Source organism: Vibrio sp. ER1A, from assembly GCF_000733315.1.
GTDB lineage: Bacteria > Pseudomonadota > Gammaproteobacteria > Enterobacterales > Vibrionaceae > Vibrio > Vibrio mediterranei.
Window position 1 is genome coordinate 1677637 of the sequence record NZ_JPJA01000086.1, and the last position, 23306, is coordinate 1700942.

Sequence of the window (23306 nt, forward strand, 5' to 3'; positions counted from 1 at the left end):
TCTCCCGTTATGCGCATGCTGAGATGGAGGTTGCCTGAGCACTGCCCTGCTCGGCCTGTCGAGTGGCTTCGTTTTGTTTCTTCACGTCATACAAACGGTCAGCCACCTGATCTCGAGTCGCTTCATCGTGGAAAATTCCCACAATGGCGGCACCGCGATCTTTCGCTTCTTGAATCAGATTCACCACTACTGCACTGTTGGTGGCATCTAACGACGCCGTAGGCTCATCCAACAGCAGAATCGGATAGTCGACGATAAAGCCTCGGGCGATATTCACCCGTTGCTGCTCACCACCAGAAAATGTGGCAGGCGCTAAATTCCAAAGGTGCTCTGGTACATTAAGACGAGTCAGCAGTGTTTTCGCTTTTTGCTCGGCTTGATGACGACATCCACCCATTTCTAACATCGGCTGCATCACGACTTCCAAAGCGCTAATACGAGGAATGACACGCAAAAACTGGCTGACCCAACCGATGGTATGTTTGCGAACATTGATGATTTCACGCGGCTGCGCCTTAGCAATATTGACCCAGCGCCCTTGATGTTCGACTTCGATGTTGCCTGTGTCCACAAGGTAATTAGCGTAAAGTGCCCGTAGCAAAGTGGATTTCCCTGAACCGGAGCGACCATTAAGCACCACACACTCGCCACTTGCGACGCTAAAATTAGCGTTGCTCAGCACATCCAAAGTAATGCCATTTTGGTTATGCAGAACAAAGGTTTTGCTTACATCGGAAACGATAATTTTTGTCTCAGTTATCATGATAGTAATTCCTTTATTCAGCCATCAGTTCTGCAACACGGACGAAACCAGTAATTGGGTGTAAGGGTGCTGCGGATCATCAAGTACTTGGTCCGTCAGCCCAGTTTCTACCACTTCACTGCGACGCATAACCATCAGTCGATGAGCTAGTAAACGCGCCACCGCTAGGTCATGAGTGACAATAACCACAGCCAGTTCCAGTTCTGTGACAAGGCGGCGTAATAGGTCGAGGAGTTTTGCTTGCACCGAGACATCCAATCCACCTGTTGGCTCATCCATAAAAATCAGTTTTGGATGAGTCACCAAGTTGCGAGCAATCTGCAAGCGCTGCTGCATACCGCCGGAAAACGTGGTTGGCATGTCATCAATTCGGTCTTGAGGAATTTCTACATCAGTGAGCCACTTAGTTGATGCCGTTCGAATATCACCATAATGGCGCTCGCCTACGGCCATTAAACGCTCACCAATATTACCGCCCGCAGAAACACGGCCGCGCAATCCATCCATCGGATGCTGATGCACAACGCCCCACTCTGTGCGCAGTAATTGACGACGTTGACTTTCTGCCATCAAATAGAGGTCTTCGAGTTGAGTTACCTGATCTTCTCCGCGACCTCGGATGTAAAGCACCTCACCGCTGTCTGGCGTTTGGCGACCCGATAGTGACTTTAGTAAGGTACTTTTACCTGAACCTGACTCGCCCACGATGCCTAGCACTTCGCCGGGGTACAAATCAAACGAGACATTGGTAAAGCCTTTTCCTGGTGCGTAAAGTTTGGTGAGATTACGAACCGACAATAGTGGCTGCTCACTTACATCAAAGGTATTAGTGTCAAATGTTGGCTGTTTCACCGCTAACGTGCTCATGCGTGACTCTCCGTTTCCTTAATATGGATGGTGTGTTTTTCGACTTGCTGAGAGCAGTAATCAGTGTCCGAACAAACGAACATATGATTGCCTTTGTCATCCATCACCACTTCATCTAGGAAGGTGTCCGTTGCGCCACAAATGGCACACGGCTCATCCCATTGTTGGATTTCAAATGGATGATCTTCAAAATCTAAACTCTTTACTTTAGTGAATGGCGGAATGGCATAGATTCGTTTTTCACGTCCTGCACCAAACAGCTGAAGCGCCGCCATTTTGTCCATTTTCGGGTTGTCAAACTTAGGGATCGGAGAAGGGTCCATGATATAGCGATCGTTGACGCAAACCGGATACGCGTAAGAGGTAGCAATATGACCAAATCGTGCGATGTCTTCATACAGTTTGACGTGCATGATTCCGTACTCTTCCAGCGCGTGCATTTTTCGCGTTTCCGTCTCTCGCGGTTCAATAAAGCGCAACGGCTCTGGAATCGGAACTTGATACACTAAGATCTGGTCTTTATCGAGAGTGATTTCCGGAATACGGTGACGCGTTTGAATGATTGAGGCGTCTACCGTTTTCTCGGTGGTTTTCGCGCTTGCTACTGACTTGAAAAACTCTCGAATGGAAACCGCATTCGTCGTATCGTCGGCACCTTGGTCAATCACTTTCAGCGTGTCAGTTTGACCAATGATCGCTGCGGTAATCTGAACACCGCCGGTTCCCCAACCGTACGGCATCGGCATTTCACGGCCACCAAATGGCACTTGATAACCAGGAATCGCAACGGCTTTGAGCAGAGCGCGACGAATCATACGTTTGGTTTGTTCATCAAGGTAACCGTAGTTGTAGCCGGTCACACCTTGCGCATGAGTGTTAGTTTGTACTTGGCTCATGACTGGCTCTCCTGTTGGTTCTGTTCACCCTGAGACTGAATGAATTCATCATGCTCTTTGTGCATCTTACGAAGCAGTTCTAGCTCTGCTTGGAAATCCACGTAGTGAGGCAGTTTCAGATGAGAAACGAAGCCTGCAGCTTCAACGTTATCAGAATGCGATAACACGAATTCTTCGTCTTGAGCTGGCCCATCAATGGCTTCATCGTAATCTGCCGCTTGCAGTGAGCGATCCACCAGCGCCATTGACATCGCTTTGCGCTCGGTGGAGCCAAACGTCAAACCATAACCGCGAGTCAGTTTGGCTTTTTCTGTTTTGCTACCAACAAAACCATTCACCATTTGGCACTCGGTTAACTCAACTTCACCGATATCAATAGCAAAGCCAAGCTCCTCTGGTACCAAACTTAAATCGCAGAAACCGATACGAATTTCGCCTGCAAATGGGTGATTTCGTCCATAGCCACGCTGCGTCGAATAGCCAAGCGCCAGCAAGAATCCTTCATCGCCGCGAACCAAGTTCTGTAATCGCGCACTGCGGTCACACGGATAGTTCACCGGATGCATAGTGATATCTTCTGGGGTTTGTTGGTTATCTTCTTCGGTCGTCATCAAGTCGAGATTTTCAAGAATGCTCATCACTTGAGGGCACACTTCCATCGCTTGAACATCTGAGGTGTCGACTCGCGGTGCTTCACCTTCAGCAATCAAACTAAAGTCCAGCAAACGATGGGTATAGTCATATGTCGGCCCCAATACTTGTCCACCAGGCAGATCTTTGTAGGTAGCAGAGATGCGGCGCTCAATGCGCATTTCACTGGTGTTCACAGCCTGTGAAACCGAAAGGCGCGGCAACGTGGTACGATAAGCACGCAACAAAAAGATAGCTTCTACTAGATCGCCGTTCGCTTGCTTGACAGCCAGTGCGGCCAATTCACGGTCATAAATGCCACCTTCCGTCATCACGCGATCAACGCTGCCAGAGAGCTGCTCACTGATTTGTGCCACCGTCAATTCAGCCAATTCAGGATTACCACGACGCTTTTTAGCCTGCAGCTGATGCGCGTTGTTAATGGCTTTTTCGCCACCTTTTACTGCTACATACATGAGTTCACCTCAACAAGTGTGGTACGTGGTAAGCAGGCAATGCTCTCATCGTTTACCAAGATCAAATCCATACCAAGCGGAAAAGCGAAATGCTCTTGGCGTCCTTGTAAGAAGTGCTGAAATGCCTTAGAGGCCACACCAATATTCAACACCGATTTTGATTCGATTCCCGGTCCAGATAGCGTTAGCGTGAGGCCACCTTTAGATGGGTTCGCATCAGAACCATTGGTTAAGCTGCCTAGCTCAACAATAACCGTCGTCGACTGATCTGGGTACTCTTCACAGCCAAGGCTAAATGTGGCGTTATTCCAATCGAAGTCAGCCAAATCTTGTTCAGCAATCACAGCAAAACTGGCACTGTTTTGTCGCTCAGTAACGGGACTGCCACAGTGAAAACGGATATTTTCACGAATAGCAGCGTCTTTTAAGTGTGACTCTGACAGCCATATCGGCGTCGCATTGTCGCTTAAACTCAACAAGGTTTGTGTCGCTGCTTTATGCATCGCACCAAAACCTTCGCTCATCTCTAGAGTGACTATTTCACCCGGTTCAGACATCGCCTTAAGCAGCAATCTGAAGCACTGCTGGCTGTCGTGAACTGCATCTTTGAATGCAGTAGTAATTGTGGTCATTATCGTTGCCTTACTTGGTTAATTCGTTAAACCAAACTTGTTCATGTTCCTTGAATCAATCTTCACCGCGTACCATGGTGAAAAAGTCCACCTTACTGGTCGCCACTTCTTTTGCTCTGAGTTGCTGCTGTTCTTGCTTCATAGCTGCCAAGGGTTCAATGACCAAGCGCATTAATTGTTCATGGTGCGATTGGGTCTGCAGTAGGCCATCAATAACGGCCGCTAGCTCTGCTTGCGCTTTGTTGCGACCGCGCAAGTAGCTGTAGCCCATCTCCCCACTGTCCAATTTGACGACTGCTCGAGTGATCGTGGCATCCCCCATATTAAACTCACGACCGCTCCCCCCCATTCGAGCACGTACCTGTGCCAACCCTATCTCTGGTTGACGTACCATTTGATAACTCGCTTCAATCTTGGTTGAATGCCACAGTTGCTCTAACTCGCTCTGCTGACTTTGTGCCAATGTTGACATCCAGCTTGTTCTTTCGCTCACAGCAGTCATTTAATGCTCCATTACTATTTCAGTTGCGTCGGAACGGCTATTGGAGGTCGAAAACTCGGCCACCATATCGGTCCCCTTGATAACGTTTTTGGTTTTGACTCTTAGAATTGGTGTGCTTGATGTAATTTGCAGCAGTCGGCACTCTTCACCCGTTGGCGTTTTGGCTCCCACTCGGGTCTCTTTGCGCTCCAGCTCTATATCAAGCCCACGTTTAATGAATTCGTGTAATGAACCACTTTGGTAATTCTTCAAAATGCTCCACCACTCTATATTGGCTAGGTAGTGGTCAATGATGGTGCGAGGACACTCCTCGGTTTTTCGTAGTGTGCGGATATGGATGATCTTACTGCCCTCTACAACGCCAAGATTGGCGGCGATGTCCATAGGAGCGACAAACACTCGATGTTGAATGACTTCGCAGCGTGGCCTTGCCCCTTGTTCAATCAAATTCTTAGTAAAGTGCGCGCCTGAATGCACGTGATACTCACTGGGCTGCCTTATCACCATATTGCCTTTACCTTGATGACGTTGAACCATGCCAGTGTTAACGAGCTCATCGATAGCTCGACGAAGCGTGTGGCGATTGACATCAAAGCGCTGAGCTAGTTGTCCTTCTGGCGGCAGGTAATCGCCCGGAACATAACGTTCACGAACTTCTTGTTCCAATACCGACGCAATGTCTAAGTAAACTGGCATAGTGATCCCCTAGCGAGTGAGTTATCTAGACATGTGCTCAACTTAAAAAACAGCAATCCGCTTGCTGCTCATGTCACATGTGTTTTTTCTGATAACTGTACTTTGACGGGGAAAGATGAAAGTTACGTGTCGCTTTGTTTGCAGAATTGCAACATTTCTAAGGCATGCACAACTTATCTAGACAAGCAAAAGGCTTTGAATTAATTGAAGTAAAAGGGAACTTTTCTCCCTAAGTGGCAGACATATATACATCACGAATTCACAATATCTTGATACGTGATGTCGCAACTTTACGGCGCTAATTGAATAGTGCATCAAAACAAGCATGCATATATACTCTGCATCAACTTTTTAAACCTAGAAGAAATCATGAAGAACTATCTGACTACATTCTTAAAAGGAATGGCGATGGGTGCAGCAGACGTTGTACCTGGGGTATCGGGAGGTACGATCGCCTTTATTACAGGTATTTACGACACGCTTTTAGAAAGTATCCGTCGTATTAACCCAAGTATTTTTGGGATCTGGAAACGTGACGGATTCAAGGCTGCATTCGACCACATCAACGGCTTTTTCTTAATCGCGCTGTTTGGTGGCATCCTGACCTCTATCTTATCACTAGCGAAATTCATTTCTTGGGCACTAGAAACTCACCCAGTGCCAGTGTGGTCCTTCTTCTTCGGCCTTATCATGGTCTCCGTGTATCACATGATTAAGCAAGTCGAGCAAAAGACACTATCGCGTTTCGTGTTCTTATTACTTGGCGCCGTATTTGCCTACAGCATCACGGTATTGAAACCACTGCAAATGGATCCAACCAGCATCAACATCTTTTTCGCCGGCTGTATCGCAATTTGTGCCATGATTCTTCCAGGTATCTCAGGCAGCTTTATTCTATTGCTACTAGGTATGTACACGCCGGTATTGGGCGCAGTGAAGGGCCTACAAATCGATGTAATGGCGTTGTTTGCGATGGGTTGTTTGATTGGTCTATTGTCATTCTCTCATGTCCTATCATGGTTACTAAAACGCTACCGTGATTTCGCATTAGTGTTCCTGACTGGTCTAATGCTAGGTACATTACCAAAACTATGGCCATGGAAAGAAACCATCTCATGGCGCATCAACTCAAAGGGTGAGCAAGTGCCTCTTATTCAAGAGAACCTATCACCATTTAACTTTGAGTCTGTAACTGGCCAACCTTCGCAACTGGCTATCGCAATTGTTCTGATGCTGGCGGCAGTAGGTTTAGTGCTTGCACTAGAGAAGATTGCAGAAAGTAGCGACAAGTAACGATTACTTAAGTTTGAAACAACAAAAAGGGCTCACAATGGTGAGCCCTTTTTTTGATATTGGGTCAGCGAACCTAGGAACTAGAACACAAAATTAAGCATGACGGTGTACATATTGGCATCGGTGTCTGAGCCGGGGTTACTCACAAATGGCCCTGATTGACCACCGAAGCTATTAAAAGTTTGCCATTCCGCATTTAAAGAAACGTTGTTTAGCACATCATAACGTACACCTAACGTCCAACTGTCACCATTTTTTCCTTCATACGGATTATTATCGGAGCCTTTACTGTAGGTTTGACCATAAGAAAAGTATGGGGTAAATTTCTGAATTCGATAACCTGCACTGCCATACCACGAAGCACTCAGATCATTAGTCTGCCCCTCGGCCATAAGCTTTAATTGCCCAAAGTCATATTCTGCTCCCAAAGAATACAATTTAATATTTTGATCTGGCTGCGCTACCTCCACATAAGGAACAACAGTGGTAAAACCGGGAGCCACTTCGTATGGTACGTTTCTCGCTTTACTGGTTTGGTCAAAATTAGAATCCAAATAAGCGAAATTTACTCTAAAGCTATCACCAATTAATTGACCGTTAAGCCCCCACATGTTGTTAGTCTCAAACTCCAGAGTAAGATCTGAATTGAACTCAACTTCATTATTATCTTTAAAACCAACAAATGGCGTAAGAGACAATAGCAGTTCATCGGTAAGGCTGTGGTTCCACGTAACACTCAACCCATTAAATGCAGTTACACCTAAAATGCTGTTGTACACTTCTTCGTTGGGCCTAGCTGTCGTATATGCTTGCCCAACATAATAATACTCAGATGCAAGAAATACTGGTAGACGAAGTCGACCACCACGCCCCTCAAACTCACCGATGGAATAGCTGAGATAGGCCCACTCTAGTTGGGGTTCGCTCCAGTTATCTTGTGGACGTTTTACCACCTGCACCGACGCTTTAAATGCGTCATAGAAGTAGTCTAACTGAACACCAAAGGTCGTATCACAGTCAAAGCAGTTTTCGTCACTGATATCTCTATTGATAAGCAGTGGTGTTTCGTTATCAGACTTAGCCCAAGAGGTTGAACCAAAGCCACTTATTGAAAAATTGTCGGTGATGTCGATAGCAGATATGGCAGGAAAACTTATCGCCGTAGTAAGAAGTGCGAGTAATGAAGTTTTATTCGTCATTTGTTATTTCTCCTTACTCACGATGTAGAGTACTTTCACATCACTCGGTAGAGCATCTAATGGGGCGTATCCAATTCGGTTGGGTTTTGCTGCTAACCAAGTAATCAGCGTATTGACACTGGCCTCGTCAATTTCTTTAGGAGGTCTTGCCTTTCCGGAGAACGAGAGACTTGCCCAGTAGGCGTTCATTTGAGAGACGTCTTTTCCAAGCAAGTATTGATAAAATTCTGAACGTTCGGATGAACTTTCTGGCCAGTCGGATAATTCTATCCGCTTCCCTTGTAACGATTTAGTCTTACCTCGATAAAGCATCCTGGCTTTACTGCGGCTTAATTCATCAAAGTTGTCATTTAAGGTGAATACTGCATATTCATTAGCGGCGAAAGCTCTACTTTCAGATGATAGAGCCAACATCAAACTCAAAGCGATGATTGCACTGCCACGAAATAGCCCCACACGTATGCCTATGTTTGTCAGCAAGTTTTGAGTCATTTTATTACACTCAGGCGAAATCCTTTCCTAAACTAACAAACAGATTAGTTCACCAGAATCGATGTTCAAGATTATTATCAAGGAATAGTGATATGAATTTGCTAAATAAGATGTCTATAAAGAGCAGGATCATACTACTAGCAATTTTACCTTTGACTGTTATTTTAATATTTTCAGCTTGGGAAGCCTTTAGAACACAACGAAGTTTACAGCAAATGTCTGTTTTATCGAATGAAGTAACTGCTCTAGGTTTTATTTCCGGATATAGTACATCACTCCATAAATCACGATTAAAAAAACTAGAAAACACCTTTTCTGGTAATGAAAATGAGATATTTAGCGAACTGAATGATTGCTTGGATAAAATAGCAGCTACGCTAACTCAAATTTATTCTAATGACGTCCTCTCATCTGCTAATACAACACTAGAAGAGTTGAGAGAAGCGCAAAATGAATTGCAGCTGTTGACGGATATGGAAGAGCTTGAAGAGTGGAGCTCATGGACTCACGATCTGGTCAATCAACTAATCGCTCAACTAGAAAGCACTAAAGTCGACACCGGAACAATAAAACTGGAGTCACATTTAAACGCTTTATTTACTCTCGAGTGGATTCGACTTTGGGCGACTGAGGAGAACTGGTTAATTCACATTGATATTGAGGAAGGGCACGCTGAAGAACACCACGAATCGCACTCCGCTCACGAACAACTAGCCACCCTGTTCGAACGCCAACAATATTTGATTGAGCGATTTCTTAATATTAATGCCGATGCATCTCAAGTCAGTTTACTGCTAAAGACCTTCTCAGATGACTCGTTTGTCGAAAGTATCCTGTTTCGTGATCGTGTCTTAGAGGAAAGCCAACATGCTCTTAGCGACCAAGAGATTACCTCTGGCATCGCAGCTTTAGATAAGCGACTTGAATTGATTCAAAAAGCCACTGACCAAATCAATGAACAGTTAACCAATGAGATGGCGCTCAGCATTACTAACTTGGAACAACGTCTTTGGCTTACAGTTGGCCTTACGATATCTATCATGGCTGCGCTTTTCATTTTAAGTATTAACATCACACGTAGAATAATATTTTTCTTAAATAACACGCTCGATACGTTTGAAAAAATAGATAACAAAAATGAGCCAGACACCTTAGCATCAACAGAAGGTCAGGATGAATTTAGCCATTTTGGCCGAAAAATGAATAAACTCATCCAAGAACGACGAGAAAATGAACACCGAATGTTGGCAGCCAAAGAGGAAGCTGAACGAGCTAACGTGGCTAAAAGCTCTTTCCTTGCGAATATGTCACATGAAATTAGAACACCTCTAAACGGCATCATCGGCATGTCTGGTATTCTCTCTGAATCCAACCTCGATCCCATTCAGCGTGATTACCTCAACACCATCGACACTTCATCACAGACTCTACTTATCTTAATCAATGACATCCTAGACATCTCCAAGATCGAGTCTGGCAACCTATTGATTTCTTTACATAGCTCAAACTTACGCGAGATCGCTTATGACACGATCGCGATCGTAATGTCAAAAGCGAAGGAAAAAGATCTCCAGTTGGAGATCAGTTTCTCACCCAACATGCCACACATGCTGATCATTGATGATCACCGCCTACGCCAGATCTTGATGAATTTAATGTCTAACGCCGTAAAGTTCACTAACCAAGGCCATGTAAGGATGGAAATCAGAGTAAGCGACATTGACGATCAACGCTGCATTATCTACTTTGCCATTATCGATACAGGAATAGGTATAGACAAAGATAAACAGGACGCTATTTTTAAGCCATTTACCCAAGAAGACAGCTCCATTACCCGACAATATGGCGGCACAGGTTTAGGACTAGCAATCTCATCTCAATTGGTTGAACTCATGGGAGGCGACATTGAAATCGACTCAGAAAAAGGCAAAGGCAGTCGATTCTTTTTCACCATTGAGTCCAGTGTAAACCAAGCCAAACCTCAACCTATCCATGAGCTAGATAACTACCGTTTTATTATCATCAGTAATGAGCAGCCTTACGCAACTCAGGTTAGCCAAGAGCTTTCTCAATTTGGACTGGAGACACAGTCCATGTTCACCTCCCACAACGAGGTGAAAGCAAACCAAAACTCCATCATTATTTATTGTACTGACGAAAGTCGTAATACCAGAGCTGATTTAATGGCCATTGCCAAACAATCCCCTGACAGCCCAATTGTTCTAGTGCTGCCGCAAAACGCGTCTTCCACCCAATATCCGCGACTTATATCTGGTTTGGTCACATTCCCTTTACTAGGGGCCCGTTTAATTGACACCTTAAAGCATGCACCGAGTCAACACCAAACTCTTCAGCCAGCCACAGAACAGAAGCTGGAGATTGTTAGCGATGACTCTGCTAAGTCAAAAGCGACAACTTCTGCAAAAAAGTCACTGCTTAATATCGTAAGCAACCCAGATAGCCAATCTATATTGCTTGTTGAAGACAACCTAGTGAATCAAAAGGTAGCATCACTATTATTGAAGAAGTCTGGCTACGAGGTTGATATCGCGAATAACGGACAAGAAGCACTGAACTTTCTGTGTGATGATGCCAACTACTATCATGTCATATTGATGGACTGCATGATGCCCGTGAAAGATGGCTTCACCGCTTCTCAAGAGTTTAGGCTTTATGAAGAACAATACAATAAAGCGCGAACACCAATTATTGCTCTCACTGCTAGTGTGCTTGATGATGATATCCGTCGCTGTACCGAGAGCGGAATGGATGATTACGTGTCAAAGCCTTTTAATAAAACCGTCTTGTTGGAAAAAATTAAAACCATTCGCGACAATGCTGACTAATCGTCGACAAAAAGTGGCTTTTTATAACGGCATTTTTTCAATAGAATCAGCGCAACGTTATTAATCTAGCAAGACATTATGAATAAGAGTCTCATTACTAATTTAATTGCCCTAGCGCTACTCGCTGCTGGCTACCAACTCGACAACACCCTAGTGCTATATGCTGGCCTATTCGCCTTTTCAGGTGCGGTGACTAACTGGCTCGCCATTCATATGTTGTTCGAGAAAGTGCCAGGACTTTATGGCTCTGGTGTTATCCCAGCACGCTTTGAAGATTTTAAATTAGCGATAAAAAACTTAATGATGGAGCAGTTCTTTACCAATGAGAACATCGATCGCTTCCTCAATAAAGAAATGAGCTCAGGTATTCCACTGGATTTAGAACCAATATTAGAAAAGGTCGACTTTAACCCTGCTTTTGATTCGCTGGTTGAAGTGATCGCGAACTCTCAATTTGGTGGTATGTTGGCGATGCTTGGCGGCACCGAAGCATTGGAACCAATGAAACAGCCTTTCGTTGAAAAGATGCAACAGTCAGTGATTGAAATCAGCCAAAGCGATTCAGTAAAACAAGCTCTGGTTGAACAACTCGAATCACCGAAGATGTTAAACGAAGTAAAAGGCAATGTTGAAGCGATTATCGACCAGCGACTCAGTGAATTAACACCAAAGCTGGTTAAAGAAATCGTTCAAAAGATGATAAAGGAGCACCTAGGCTGGCTTGTGGTTTGGGGCGGTGTATTTGGTGGGATTATTGGTATTTTGTCCTCACTATTTGTCTAGCACTTATCGTGTTGACAATTACTATGCAGTGGCCAGCGCTATATTCGCTGGCTTTTTTGTATCTTACTCAATATAAATGGACATCTTTAATCAAAACTAGACATAAATAAACTTAGGTTCATAACTATTACCTATGTCACGTTACCTAAATGATGAAAATATTACTATACACATCAATAACTTCGGTAAATGGACCTACTAATAATGAAGAACCTCTCGTTCAAACTAAAACTCTATTCAATAGTCATAGCAATTATATTTACTACCATTGGCACCAGCTATTTTGCTGCTAATAGCTTTGTGGAATCCTATATTGAGCGCAGTGGTTCTTCTACAACACAAGAAAAGCTTACCCTCTTGAACCAAAGTGTTACCGACAAACTTAACTACAGTTTTCAACAAGCCAAGTCCCTTAATGTCAGCTTTATCGACGTAAAAGATATCGTCGAAAAAACCGAGTTTGATAACATCACTAAAATGTCTTCTGGTTTCGTTTTCGACAAATCCGGCATTGTGGAAGATGAGAATATTGTTGCGGCATTAGAGGCAGAATTAGCCAAAGCCAACGGACAGATCGTTGCAAACGAAATCGTCAAACAGGATGATAAGCTCTTACTGAATATAGTGGTACCCAATGCTCAAAGTAATGAAGTGACATTCTACCAACTCGATCTCAGCTTTATTACTCAACCGCTCGCAGAAACCAGCGGCAACGGTGACTACCTGACACTCAAAGATGGTGCTGGCAATGTCCTATTCTCCAATACGACTCCGGGTCAACATATCGAGTTTGACTCAACGATTCCTGTATTAAACGATACTTGGACATTGACCGCTTACTTAGATAGTGCTGTTACAGAGGCTAATGCCGCCACAATCAGTACACAAATAACCCAAGCACTGCTCGTAGCTGCTGTTATCATTATTCCGTTGAGTATGATGATAATCGCCTTCTTACTAAAACCTATCACACTGCTTCAGAACGTGGTGAGAAACCTCGCAACAGGTAAAGGCGACCTTACTCAAAGACTTACGGTCGACTCTAACGATGAGTTTGGTAAAATTTCCCAAGACATCAATACCTTTATCGCTCAATTGCAGACCTTAGTGGGCAATGTTATTCAGTCTTGTAATGAAACCAGTCGTTCAATCCTACATATCGAGCAACAAGCGAAAGAAAATCAGGCTCTGTTCCAATCACACCAGAATGAAATGGACCAGATTGTTACCTCTATTCATGAAATGAGTGCCTCTTCCGATACAGTGGCCAATGATGCGCAACTAGCATCAAATAATACTGAAACGGCTAACCAAGCTAGCTCTGACTCGAAGCTGATTGTCGAAGAAGCTATCTCAAGTTTGCAGGCTCTGGTCGCAGAAGTGGAAAACACCTCACAAGCTGTTGTAGCTATGAGTGCCGATACACAGAAGATTGGTGACACACTTGAAGTAATCGGTGATATCGCAGAGCAAACCAACCTACTTGCACTTAACGCTGCAATCGAAGCTGCACGCGCAGGTGAACAAGGGCGCGGATTTGCCGTCGTTGCTGATGAAGTGAGAGCTCTGGCTTCTCGCACTCGACAAAGCACATCTGAAATCAATGAAATGCTATCTAAGCTTCATGCTGGCAACGAAGCCGTTGTCGCCAATATGGACTCCACCAAGCATCGTTGTAAGCTGTATGAAGAGCAAACCAGCGGAGTGACTAACTCTCTCGACTCCATGATGACCTTTACTGATGAGATTAATGGGCTCGTAGCTCAAATTGCATCGTCAGCGAAAGAACAAAGTACGGTATCGGAAGAGATCAATAAGAACATGGTGACGATTCAAGATATGGTGCGCACATTGGTCCAAAATGGAGAGTTGGCAACACAAAATGCCAATGACTTAAAAGGCAGAAACCAAGAGCTTCTCACTACCGTTGAACAGTTCAAAGTGTAGCTCCGGCTCCATATATGGTTGCAAGCTCACTTCGGTGAGCTTTTTTAATGCTAGGACAAATTTACGACAAGAAAAAAGCCAATCGCGAAAACAAGGCGATTGGCTATATAACATGTGAACAAGAGGTGTTCACTAACAACGTCAGTTGGCTAGGTGACCCTTAAATCAGAGGGTCAAATCATTCTAGATTCATAAACGAGACAAATTCAAGCAACAATTGCCATTTATATCAGCAATTTATGTACTATTGGATTTACATCACAGCTCAACTTATCGCCAGCCCAAGTTAATTACCACTTTATAGTTAAAACCGTGTTGCTCTCATCCCAACCTAAGGTAGGTCAATTCCTACTCGTAATCAGTTTGTCACCTCGAATCACTTATCAATCAATGTCATACTAGACACATCTTTCCTTGCCGCCTATGTGAACCATGAAAGACAAAATTAACTTGGTAACATTACCCAAAGGTCATCCTTGTCAGGTCGTCGATTGCCGTATGGAGTCAGAAGAAGTCTTCTTGGAACCACATCGTCACGACTATTTTGAAGTCATTTGGTGTTTGGATGACTCCGGCTCTCAACGTATCGATTTTGTCGATTATCAGAGTGTAAAAGGACGGTTTTTTACAATCGCCCCAGGGCAAGTTCATGAGTCAAACTCACTGGGCAGTAACGTCAAAATGCTCATTTTCTCGACCGATTTTTTCGAAAATCGCTACCGCCATCAATTGATGTTTGACGCGATATTTTCTGCTCATCAGAATCAGCACCCTTATATCGATACTCAGGGTAGAGGAGCAACGCAATTTGATGGCGTTTTCGATTTGCTGCTGGAAGAGTATCAACGTGAAGACACCGATTGGGATTTGATCGAATCCTTGCTTACCTGTTTTTTGCGCTATCTTGTTCGCTTTTCGGTGGACAAAACCGAAGCAATTACCGTGCGGGATGAACGGATTTCACAGGTGATAGTACTTATCGAAACCCACTATCAGAGCGAACGAAACGTGGCGTTTTATGCCGATAAGCTTTCCATTACCAGTAAGCGCCTTAATGAGCTAAGTAAAGCACACCTAGGTAAAACCATTACCAAGTTGCTTCATGATAGAGTAATTCTGGAAGCGAACCGTGAACTTATCTTTTCGACGAAAACCGTTAAAGCCATAGCACTGCAACTTGGGTTTGAAGACCCCGCTTATTTTGGCAGATTTTACCGTACGAACATGGGTGAATCTCCGGCAGAATTTCGAAGAAGAACGTCCAAATAGTGCCAGATTAGAGGCAGATAATCCCTTTTTAATGTCAAATTTCGTAACGATAATACCATTATCTCTGTTCATCAATTTATAGGTATTGTCGTTTCCAATGAGCATAAACCTCAAGTCCGATCCAATCCAGAAATCGTTCATTCAGTATCTTCTACCAGCGCTATCAGGCATGGTCATTAAGTCCATTTTCATTATGGGTGACGCTTGGTTTGTGGGGAAAGGTGTCGGCGCAGAAGGTCTTGGTGCTATCTCTTTGACGATTCCTGCCTTTTCCTTGTTCACTGCGATTGCAATGATGATAGGTATCGGTGGTGCAGCGCTCATGTCGATTGAATTTGGAAAGGGCAATCTAAGTGTTGGCCAAACGCTGTTTAGTCAGGCGATGCTTGCCACAGCAATTATCTCGACCATTGCTGTATCAATCGCACTCTTTTGGCTAGACGATATTATCCGCTTGATGGGCGCTACTGGATACATGGCACAACTAGCGCATGACTATTTGGGTGTGATGCTCAAGTTCTTTGTTCTTTATGCTCTTGCTTGGGTTATGTCTTGCTTTATACGTAATGATACCAACCCAAAACTCGCTATGTACGCCATGTCAGCAGGCGCAGTCACCAACTTGGTCTTGGACTACTTCTTTGTGCTTCAGTTTGGCTGGGGAATGAAGGGAGCGGCATACGCGACTGCGATTTCTCAGGCGGTCATAGCACTGATTCTTCTCAGCCACTTTTGGCAAGCTAAAGGTCAGCTAAGGCTGACCTTACAAGGGCTTGGTCTGGATAAGGTAGGACAGATCCTAAAGATAGGCACCCCCACTTTCTTTATTGAGATCACCTCTGCACTGACGATACTCTTATTCAACTACGTACTGCTTAGCCAATTTGGAGAGAGCTACATCATCGCTTATGGCTTAACCGCAAATGTGGGTGTATTTGCGTTATTTGTTATCGTTGGCATTAATCAGGCGTGTCAGCCTATTATCAGTTTTAACCATGGTGCTAACTTGCCGGAACGAGTGAAAGCTACGCTCAAACTTGGGCTTGTTACGTCAATTGGCAGTGGCTTACTATTTCTCGCTGTGATCGGATTGTTCTCAGAGACAGTCGCACGTTTCTACCTTGGCGATAATATCGAGCTCGTTGAACTATCCGCGACTGCGCTACTGTTTTTCTTTTATGCGACACCGTTAATGGGATTAAACCTTGTCGTCGCCAACCTGTTTCAGGCCATTGCAAAACCCAATCAAGCAACCATAATCTCTCTTGCTCGTGGGTTTGTATTTGTTGCACTAGGCGTCATTATCCTGCCAAGCTTGTTCCCTATTAATGGCATTTGGGCGAGTATTCTATTTGCAGAGGCCATGACAGCTATCATCAGTTTGGGACTGTTACTAACTTTTATAAAGTCACAGAAAATGGCGGCGATTCGTACTTAAATTTTGTACTTAAATAAAGTGGGAGTCGCCACTTTTGTCGACTCTCAGTGACCGAGGTTTAGCTCAGACAGGTAGGAAAGCAGCTTTTCCCGAAGCCATATATTGGCTTTGCTGCTCTGCTCTCGACTATGAGCGACCAACTTAAAGTCGACAGGGATAGGGCGAAACGGTGCTTCGATAATCTGAATATCAAAACGCTCCGCAAACAAAGTAGCCACGCTACGGCTCATCATTCCAATACTCTCACTACTTGCCACTAATGCCATCAACACCAAAAGAGAATCGCTTTCTGCAGCTACCTTTCTCCCTCTAATATTCTCCTCAGTAAAATAGTCCGCTAAGAAGGCGTTTTCTCGTCTGAGCTTAAGAGTGATGTGCTTCTCCTGATAGTACTGATCAACCGTGATATTGCCGCTGATTCGTGGATGTGATTTGCTGGCGATCAAACAGATTTGGTCAGTAAAGAACGGCTGTGAAAAACACAGCGAAGGTGTACGTTTGGCAAAGTCTATCGCTAGGTCTGCTTGACGTAAATTGAGCTTATCGAGCAGCTCCTCTTCGGTCGCTAAAGTAGGATGGAGCACGATCTCACGCTCTCCCAAGGTTTCATCCGCTTCAATTTTCGGTAATAGCATCAGCATCACTGGTTCTGACGTGTAAACGGCAAAACGCCTTTTGCCTTGCACACTGAAATCTTTAACACCATCAATGGTGCTCTCTATGGTTTCCAGAGCAGGCTCAATATGGCGAGCTAATTCGTGAGCTAAATGCGTCGGCGCAATGCCTCGACCATCACGAACAAAAAGCTGCTCACCGAGTTGAGCTTGAAGTCGCTTTAAAGCCCCACTGACACCAGGTTGGGTCAAGTTAAGCACCTCTGCCGCCACGGTTATCGACTGATAACGATATACGGTCACGAACACGCGCATCAGGTTAAGATCAAAATCAGAGGCATTCATAAACATCACCATTAGTTATGTATTAACTAAATTAAATTGCATATTTAGTTATGAGTCAAGCCGCTATATTGACCTTAATTCCTGTTCTAACCGTGTGAGGTCAATTATGTACCGCAAACTTGTGCCATCTACTATCACCATTGCGATTCTTGCATCATTCAACGCTAGTGCTGATTACGTTGGCCTAGAAGACTATCAAGGCAAACCTGCGACTAGTCATACTATTGAAGCTAACCAGGCGTTAGCCGCCACTCTTCCTTGGGAAGATACTTCTGCTTTTGAACGCACGCAAAAGGGGCTGATTGCTGAATTTGGTAATCATGCTGCAGGTGAGCTGAAAAATCGCTTCGAATTTATGGCTGAAATGTCAGTCGAAGACATCCCACCGACGGTAAATCCATCGATCTGGCGCCAAGGTATGTTGAACTACGCTGCTGGTGGACTGTACGAAGTGACCGATGGCATTTACCAAATTCGTGGTGCCGACCTGTCTAATATGACCATCTATCGCACTGACAACGGCTACGTTATTCATGACCCATTGCTATCACGCGAAGCCGCTGAAGCGTCTTGGGACTTTGCCAAGCAACACCTTCCAAAGATCAATGGCGAGCACAAAATCACCGGCATGATCTATTCGCACATGCACGCTGACCACTTTGGTGGCTCAAGAGGCATTGTTGAATCTGGAGATTTTGCTGACAATGCAAAGATTTATGCGCCAAAAGACTTTATCAAGGAGCTAGCAGATGAAAATGTCATCGCCGGCACAGCAATGGGACGCCGAGCAAATTACCAATACGGTACGACACTGGTGAACGATGCGAAAGGGATCGTTGATAACGCGTTAGGTCTTGGCACATCACGCGGTGAAGTGACCTTAGTAGCTCCAACAACAGAAATCCAAGAACGCGAAAAAGTTATTACCATTGACGGCCTAGAATTCCACGCCATCAATATGCCGGGCGCGGAAGCACCAGCTGAAATCGTCTTATATGTTCCTCAGTATCGCTCACTTAATACCGCAGAGCTAACCTATGACGGTATGCACAATATCTACACCTTCCGCGGTGCAAAAGTACGTGATTCCTTGGTTTGGACTAAGTATTTAACCGAACTGAAGCTACGCTATGTTGATTCTGGCTTAGTCGATAACATTCACGCCGCGCACTCAGCTCCGGTTTGGAACGATCCAAACACGGAAGGTAACGAAATTTCCGACTATATGGCGTTGCAACGCGACAACTATGGTTTCATCCACAATCAAGCAATGCGTCTTGCTAACCACGGGGTCACCATCCATGATGTGGGCAGAGAAATTGAACGCCTAGTACCAGAATCACAAAAGCAAACCTGGCACACTAATGGATATCATGGCTCTTATAGCCACAACGCGCGAGCTGTTGTGAACTTATATCTTGGCTATCACGATATGAACCCAGTCAATACTAACCCGCTGCAGACTCAAGATAAATCGTGTGTCTATGTTGAGGCAGCTGGCGCCGATGTTCTATACAAGGCCGGGATAGACTACTTCAACAAAGGTCAATATCAAGAGGCTTCTCAGCTACTCAACGACTTGGTACAGTGCGATCCAAACAATATCGACTATCGATTTGCTTTGGCTGACAGCTTTGAGCAGCAAGGCTACCAATCAGAAACCATGGCATGGCGTAATTCCTACTTACAAGGTGCAGTGGAGCTAAGAACTGGCGAGATATCACCTTCAATCAAGCTGGCATCAGCTGACGTAATTGCTAATACTCCTACAGGCATGTTCCTTGATTTTATTGCAGTTAAACTCAACGCAGAAAAAGCAGAACAAGCTGAATTGGACTTTAGTTTCGGTTTATATCACCCAGATGTGGCAGAGCGTTACTACGGTGAAGTGTCTAATGCCAACATGAGTAACATCGAAGTGGACACTCTACCGAAAACCGATGTGGAGCTCATCGTACACAAAGCGGATTTAACACGAATCGCATTGGGCCAAACGACCTTAGAAGCTTTGTTGAAGTCGGGGCAAGCAGGAATCAAAGGAGATGGCGAGTTAATCGGCAAACTAGCCGACACCTTGGACGAATTTGACGGAATGTTTGAAATACTTCCGATGCCAACCAAATAGATGAATAAGCCCAGAGCTAAGCTCTGGGCTTATTTTATTCAATCTAAAACACACACTATTTAAAACACACGTCCGCCCAACGCGCTAACCCTGCCGTTACCGAACCAAAGTAGTTGCCAGATACTACAGGGATGTTAGGTAGCACTTCTTGAACCGCATTGCGTAATACTGAAGAGCGTGCTGATCCGCCAGTCATATAAATGACATCAGGTGAGGTCGCAGATTGATCTACTGCTTCTTTGACTAATGCCTGGATTTTTCTGGTTGGGTTATCAATGGCTTCTGCCATTTGAGCATGGCTGATATCAATGCCAACTTGTTCAGAGAACAAATCAATCATAGCGCGATATTCTGCTGAAGATTCTAGTGCGATTTTTGCCTTCTCAGCTTCGCGAATAACGGCATAACCTAACGTGTCTTTGTGCAGTGTGACCAGTCTCGATACTTTGTCTTGTTCAATGGCTTCTTTAGCAAGAAGTTGTAGCTCTTTTAGATTGTCATGAGCGTAGAATTTACGTTGAGCTTGAACATCATTAATCGCTATAGGGTTCCAAAATTGCGTCACAGGGATGTCTAATCCTGAGTGGCGCTTAGTCCCCATTCCGAATGCATGCATAAAGCGGCGAAATGCAATGTAAATGTCCAGGTCGTTTCCGCCTACAAGTTGACCAGTGTGAGCTATGAGTGAAGAGTCTCTATCTGCTTTGCCCACCCAACTTGGTCCCATTTGAATAAATGAGCAGTCCGTCGTACCACCACCGATATCGACCACCAGCACATTTTTATCTTCAGTTAACGATGACTCGTACTCAAGCCCTGCCGCTACAGGTTCAAACTGAAACTCGACATCTTTGAAGCCCGCACGCGTTGCCGCTCGCGATAAAATACCTTCCGCCTGACGGTTAGAGGCATCACCGCCACGACCTAAAAAGTTAACAGGTCGACCAATAACCGTTTGGCTGATGCTTTGTCCCAAGTGCAATTCCGCCTGACGTTTTACATTGCTCATCATGGCGCACACCAAATCTTCAAAAAATGATAGCTGCATATCTCGAAGCCCCATGGCGCCCAAGAAAGACTTCGGAGACTTAATGTAATAGACGTCTTGAGGGTCTTCGAGGTACAGATCCAACGCTGCTTCGCCAAACAGTACATCCGTAGGAATCACTTCAATCCCCTCTTCTCGATTGAGCTTTACCGCACGTCGAAGCACGGCTTCACCTACTTCGTTGGAAGGTCGAATATCCAAGCAACGAAACAAGTACTCAGACACAGTTTCAGCCGTCGGAGCACAAAGCGTTGAGGGGATATAACAGTTATCACCTACCAGTGGGATCTGCTCGATGGCGTTATTCACAAGATGAGCGACAGAACAGTTCGCGGTTCCGTAGTCAAAACCAATGGCCATGGGTTACCTCAACATAAGAAAAAGGGCGGCAAAGAATAGCAGCCTGACAATGAAGTTCAAGGGGCAGAACCTTAAACCCTACACATGTAGACAGGTCAAAAGAAATTTTGCGCTACACTGTAGACATCATTTTTACAGTGTAAAGCAGAATAAAGGTTGTGTGATGCATGAACCGCCGTTCACTTTAGAGCGCTTCGAACCTAAATACGCTAAGCAAATCGTGACGCTTTGGCGCCGTGCTTTCGTGCAGGCGTTAGGCATAGAGCCTATTCATTCTGTTGAATCTCAATTGTATTTTCTAACCAATATTTTGCCGCACAGTCATGATATCTGGGTGGTACTCACTCTAGAATCAAAACAACCCGTGGCGTTTATGGCCATGGATCGGAACGAAATCAATCAACTGTATGTTGCACCTGAGTTTCAGAGAAAGGGGATTGGACGGTTGTTAGTCGAAGAAGCACAAGCTCGTAGCGGAGGGGAATTATCACTGAGAACATTTCAGATCAATCACAACGCGATCGAGTTTTATCGTCGACTTGGATTTACCGAACATGAAGGTAATAGCGATAACGAAGAAGGGCTAGAAGATATAATATTTTGTTGGGTGCAGGAGCAATAATTCACAACGTTCGTTACTATGCTTTTACTTGAACAAACTTACTGTAAGTACTGACCTTACCGTTTATATATTCTACACCGTCGTGAATGTTCTGCTCAGAACTACCCGCAATTTGATATTCAACGATGAACTCACCGCTGATCACTTTAATAAACAGTAACCCATCGATGACTTTCCACAAACCCGATAACGACCGGCCGCCAAACATATCACGCTCAACTAAACTACCATTAGGACGCAGCTCAATAAGCGAACTAAAGCCATCTTGGTTAACCTTGACCCATGATTGCTGATGTACTTCAAAGCTTAGGATTTTCCTACGTTTTTTCATCCACAGTTTGAAATCTCGCTGCTGTTGCTCAGTCAAAACTGGAAGATCTTCCATTTCTAGCAACGTATTCTGTGTTTGATGCCAAAATAATTGGAGATGCAGAAGTTTCATAGCAGGCTTAGTGTCGAAAATGGAGGGCTAACTCTGAGGTAATCAACGAGGGATGTCAATAGATGAAAAAAGACGCAGCTTAGAGGGAAATCGCTGCGTCTTACTTCAGGAGCTCATATTAGCCAATGTTTGCCAACTAGCTAAACAACAGAGGTACCTCCACGCTCTGACAAACTTGGTTTAATCGTTGCTTGGCTATCTCAATATTTTCGCGCCAGTTATCATCTTGCGCCCACATTTCAATCACCATGGGTACGACACAATCGGTACGTTTAAGTGTCTCGAAAATTGCCTCAAAATCCACTTCACCATCACCAATCACCAAATCCCTAAACTGACCTTGGTAATCGTTGGTAACTTTATAAGTGTCTTTAAGGTGAATTTGCACAATGTGCGGCATACTCAAGGCCAGTTCCGTCGATACGTCATAATTCCAACCTGAGATGTTACCCACGTCAGGGTAGGCCGTGAAAAATGGCGAGTTTACTTCACGATTAAGCACTTCAAATTTGCTTAATGAGTTGAGGTAACAGGTATCCATTATCTCGACCGCTAGCATCACACCAGCTCGCTCTGCCATTTTTGCTGCTTGCTTCATCCCTTGGATAAAGTTCTGGTGCGTCTCTTGGTTAGCTGGCTCATAGTAAACATCATAGCCCGCGAGCTGGATGGTTCGGATACCCAATTTAAACGCCAATGTAATCGCTTTTTCCATATGCAGGTGAGCTTGTTGACGTACTTGTGGATCCAAAGAACCATAAGGGTACTTGCGGTGAGCACTAAGACACATTGATTGCAAAGGGATCTCGTAGCGTTCGCATAACCTTTTCAGATCGTAAATGGCCTCGTCATCCCAATCTAAGCGGCTTCTTCTTTCATCCGATTCATCGACTGAAATTTCTAAGAAATCGAAACCGAGCTGCTTGGTTTGTTGCAGCTTTTCTTCCCAGGACAGTTCATTAGGCAACGCCTTTTCATACAGTCCCATCCGCGGTCTATCTAGCATCTGAAACATAGTAGC

At 44.6% G+C, this 23306-nt stretch carries 21 protein-coding genes; 8 read left to right on the forward strand and 13 right to left on the reverse strand.

What is annotated here, in order from left to right; all coding sequences use genetic code 11:
* Positions 1-7 precede the first annotated feature (7 nt).
* Genes phnL through phnF form a run of 7 tightly spaced genes read right to left on the reverse strand, consistent with a single transcriptional unit; the run spans position 8 to position 5462 of the window.
* Positions 8-763 (reverse strand): phosphonate C-P lyase system protein PhnL, encoded by a 756-nt coding sequence (phnL, locus tag HW45_RS14335; protein ID WP_038227589.1) that lies wholly within the window; start codon positions 761-763, stop codon positions 8-10.
* A gap of 24 nt (positions 764-787) precedes the next feature.
* Complete coding sequence (gene phnK, locus HW45_RS14340; protein ID WP_006069758.1) at positions 788-1630, reverse strand: phosphonate C-P lyase system protein PhnK; 843 nt, start codon at positions 1628-1630, stop codon at positions 788-790.
* Positions 1627-2526, reverse strand: a complete 900-nt coding sequence (locus HW45_RS14345; protein ID WP_038227590.1) for an alpha-D-ribose 1-methylphosphonate 5-phosphate C-P-lyase PhnJ — start codon at positions 2524-2526, stop codon at positions 1627-1629. Before HW45_RS14345 ends, phnK begins: the two co-directional genes overlap by 4 nt.
* A complete protein-coding gene (locus tag HW45_RS14350; RefSeq protein ID WP_038227591.1) occupies positions 2523-3632 on the reverse strand; it encodes a carbon-phosphorus lyase complex subunit PhnI in 1110 nt (369 codons plus the stop codon). Before HW45_RS14350 ends, HW45_RS14345 begins: the two co-directional genes overlap by 4 nt.
* Positions 3623-4264, reverse strand: coding sequence for a phosphonate C-P lyase system protein PhnH (phnH, locus tag HW45_RS14355; RefSeq protein ID WP_038227592.1), 642 nt, complete (start codon positions 4262-4264; stop codon positions 3623-3625). Before phnH ends, HW45_RS14350 begins: the two co-directional genes overlap by 10 nt.
* 55 nt (positions 4265-4319) lie before the next feature.
* On the reverse strand, positions 4320-4766 hold the full coding sequence (gene phnG, locus HW45_RS29325; protein WP_038227593.1) for a phosphonate C-P lyase system protein PhnG: 447 nt from the start codon (positions 4764-4766) through the stop codon (positions 4320-4322).
* A complete protein-coding gene (gene phnF, locus HW45_RS29330; protein WP_038227594.1) occupies positions 4767-5462 on the reverse strand; it encodes a phosphonate metabolism transcriptional regulator PhnF in 696 nt (231 codons plus the stop codon).
* A 369-nt stretch (positions 5463-5831) separates the two neighbouring features.
* Between phnF and HW45_RS14370 the strand changes: the two genes are divergently transcribed.
* The gene (locus HW45_RS14370; protein ID WP_051868092.1) at positions 5832-6755 is read left to right on the forward strand and encodes a DUF368 domain-containing protein; all 924 of its coding nucleotides are present in this window, start codon (positions 5832-5834) and stop codon (positions 6753-6755) included.
* A gap of 80 nt (positions 6756-6835) precedes the next feature.
* On the opposite strand, the gene HW45_RS14375 is transcribed toward HW45_RS14370, so the two are convergent.
* Positions 6836-7954 carry a porin gene (locus tag HW45_RS14375; RefSeq protein WP_038227595.1) on the reverse strand — a complete coding sequence of 373 codons (1119 nt, stop codon included), beginning with the start codon at positions 7952-7954 and terminating at the stop codon, positions 6836-6838.
* Positions 7955-7957: 3 nt separating this feature from the next.
* Positions 7958-8446, reverse strand: a complete 489-nt coding sequence (locus tag HW45_RS14380; protein WP_038227596.1) for a hypothetical protein — start codon at positions 8444-8446, stop codon at positions 7958-7960.
* Between the two features lie 215 nt (positions 8447-8661).
* On the opposite strand from HW45_RS14380, the gene HW45_RS14385 reads away from it, so the two are divergent.
* The 5 genes from HW45_RS14385 (at position 8662) to HW45_RS14405 (ending at position 16729) form a co-directional block, all read left to right on the forward strand.
* Positions 8662-11292: a hybrid sensor histidine kinase/response regulator gene (locus HW45_RS14385; RefSeq protein ID WP_160171219.1), complete on the forward strand. Its 2631-nt coding sequence runs from the start codon at positions 8662-8664 to the stop codon at positions 11290-11292.
* A gap of 78 nt (positions 11293-11370) precedes the next feature.
* Entirely contained in the window at positions 11371-12075 is a 705-nt protein-coding gene (locus HW45_RS14390; RefSeq protein WP_038227598.1) for a hypothetical protein, read from the forward strand.
* 204 nt (positions 12076-12279) lie between these two features.
* Positions 12280-14022, forward strand: a complete 1743-nt coding sequence (locus HW45_RS14395) for a methyl-accepting chemotaxis protein (RefSeq protein ID WP_006069747.1) — start codon at positions 12280-12282, stop codon at positions 14020-14022.
* 432 nt (positions 14023-14454) lie between these two features.
* The gene (locus tag HW45_RS14400) at positions 14455-15291 is read left to right on the forward strand and encodes an AraC family transcriptional regulator (RefSeq protein ID WP_038227599.1); all 837 of its coding nucleotides are present in this window, start codon (positions 14455-14457) and stop codon (positions 15289-15291) included.
* A gap of 97 nt (positions 15292-15388) precedes the next feature.
* Complete coding sequence (locus HW45_RS14405; RefSeq protein WP_038227600.1) at positions 15389-16729, forward strand: MATE family efflux transporter; 1341 nt, start codon at positions 15389-15391, stop codon at positions 16727-16729.
* A 44-nt stretch (positions 16730-16773) separates the two neighbouring features.
* On the opposite strand, the gene HW45_RS14410 is transcribed toward HW45_RS14405, so the two are convergent.
* Positions 16774-17688, reverse strand: coding sequence for a LysR family transcriptional regulator (locus tag HW45_RS14410; protein ID WP_038227601.1), 915 nt, complete (start codon positions 17686-17688; stop codon positions 16774-16776).
* Positions 17689-17794: 106 nt separating this feature from the next.
* Between HW45_RS14410 and HW45_RS14415 the strand changes: the two genes are divergently transcribed.
* Positions 17795-19813 carry an alkyl/aryl-sulfatase gene (locus HW45_RS14415; protein ID WP_038227602.1) on the forward strand — a complete coding sequence of 673 codons (2019 nt, stop codon included), beginning with the start codon at positions 17795-17797 and terminating at the stop codon, positions 19811-19813.
* 55 nt (positions 19814-19868) lie between these two features.
* On the opposite strand, the gene yegD is transcribed toward HW45_RS14415, so the two are convergent.
* A complete protein-coding gene (gene yegD, locus HW45_RS14420) occupies positions 19869-21221 on the reverse strand; it encodes a molecular chaperone (protein WP_038227604.1) in 1353 nt (450 codons plus the stop codon).
* Between the two features lie 163 nt (positions 21222-21384).
* On the opposite strand from yegD, the gene HW45_RS14425 reads away from it, so the two are divergent.
* Entirely contained in the window at positions 21385-21843 is a 459-nt protein-coding gene (locus HW45_RS14425) for a GNAT family N-acetyltransferase (RefSeq protein ID WP_038227823.1), read from the forward strand.
* A 16-nt stretch (positions 21844-21859) separates the two neighbouring features.
* Here the strand turns inward: HW45_RS14425 and HW45_RS14430 are convergent, their stop codons facing one another.
* Together HW45_RS14430 and HW45_RS14435 are read right to left on the reverse strand one after the other, a co-directional pair.
* Entirely contained in the window at positions 21860-22285 is a 426-nt protein-coding gene (locus HW45_RS14430) for a hypothetical protein (protein ID WP_031493570.1), read from the reverse strand.
* A 136-nt stretch (positions 22286-22421) separates the two neighbouring features.
* Entirely contained in the window at positions 22422-23300 is an 879-nt protein-coding gene (locus HW45_RS14435) for an L-ribulose-5-phosphate 3-epimerase (RefSeq protein WP_038227605.1), read from the reverse strand.
* Positions 23301-23306 lie beyond the last annotated feature (6 nt).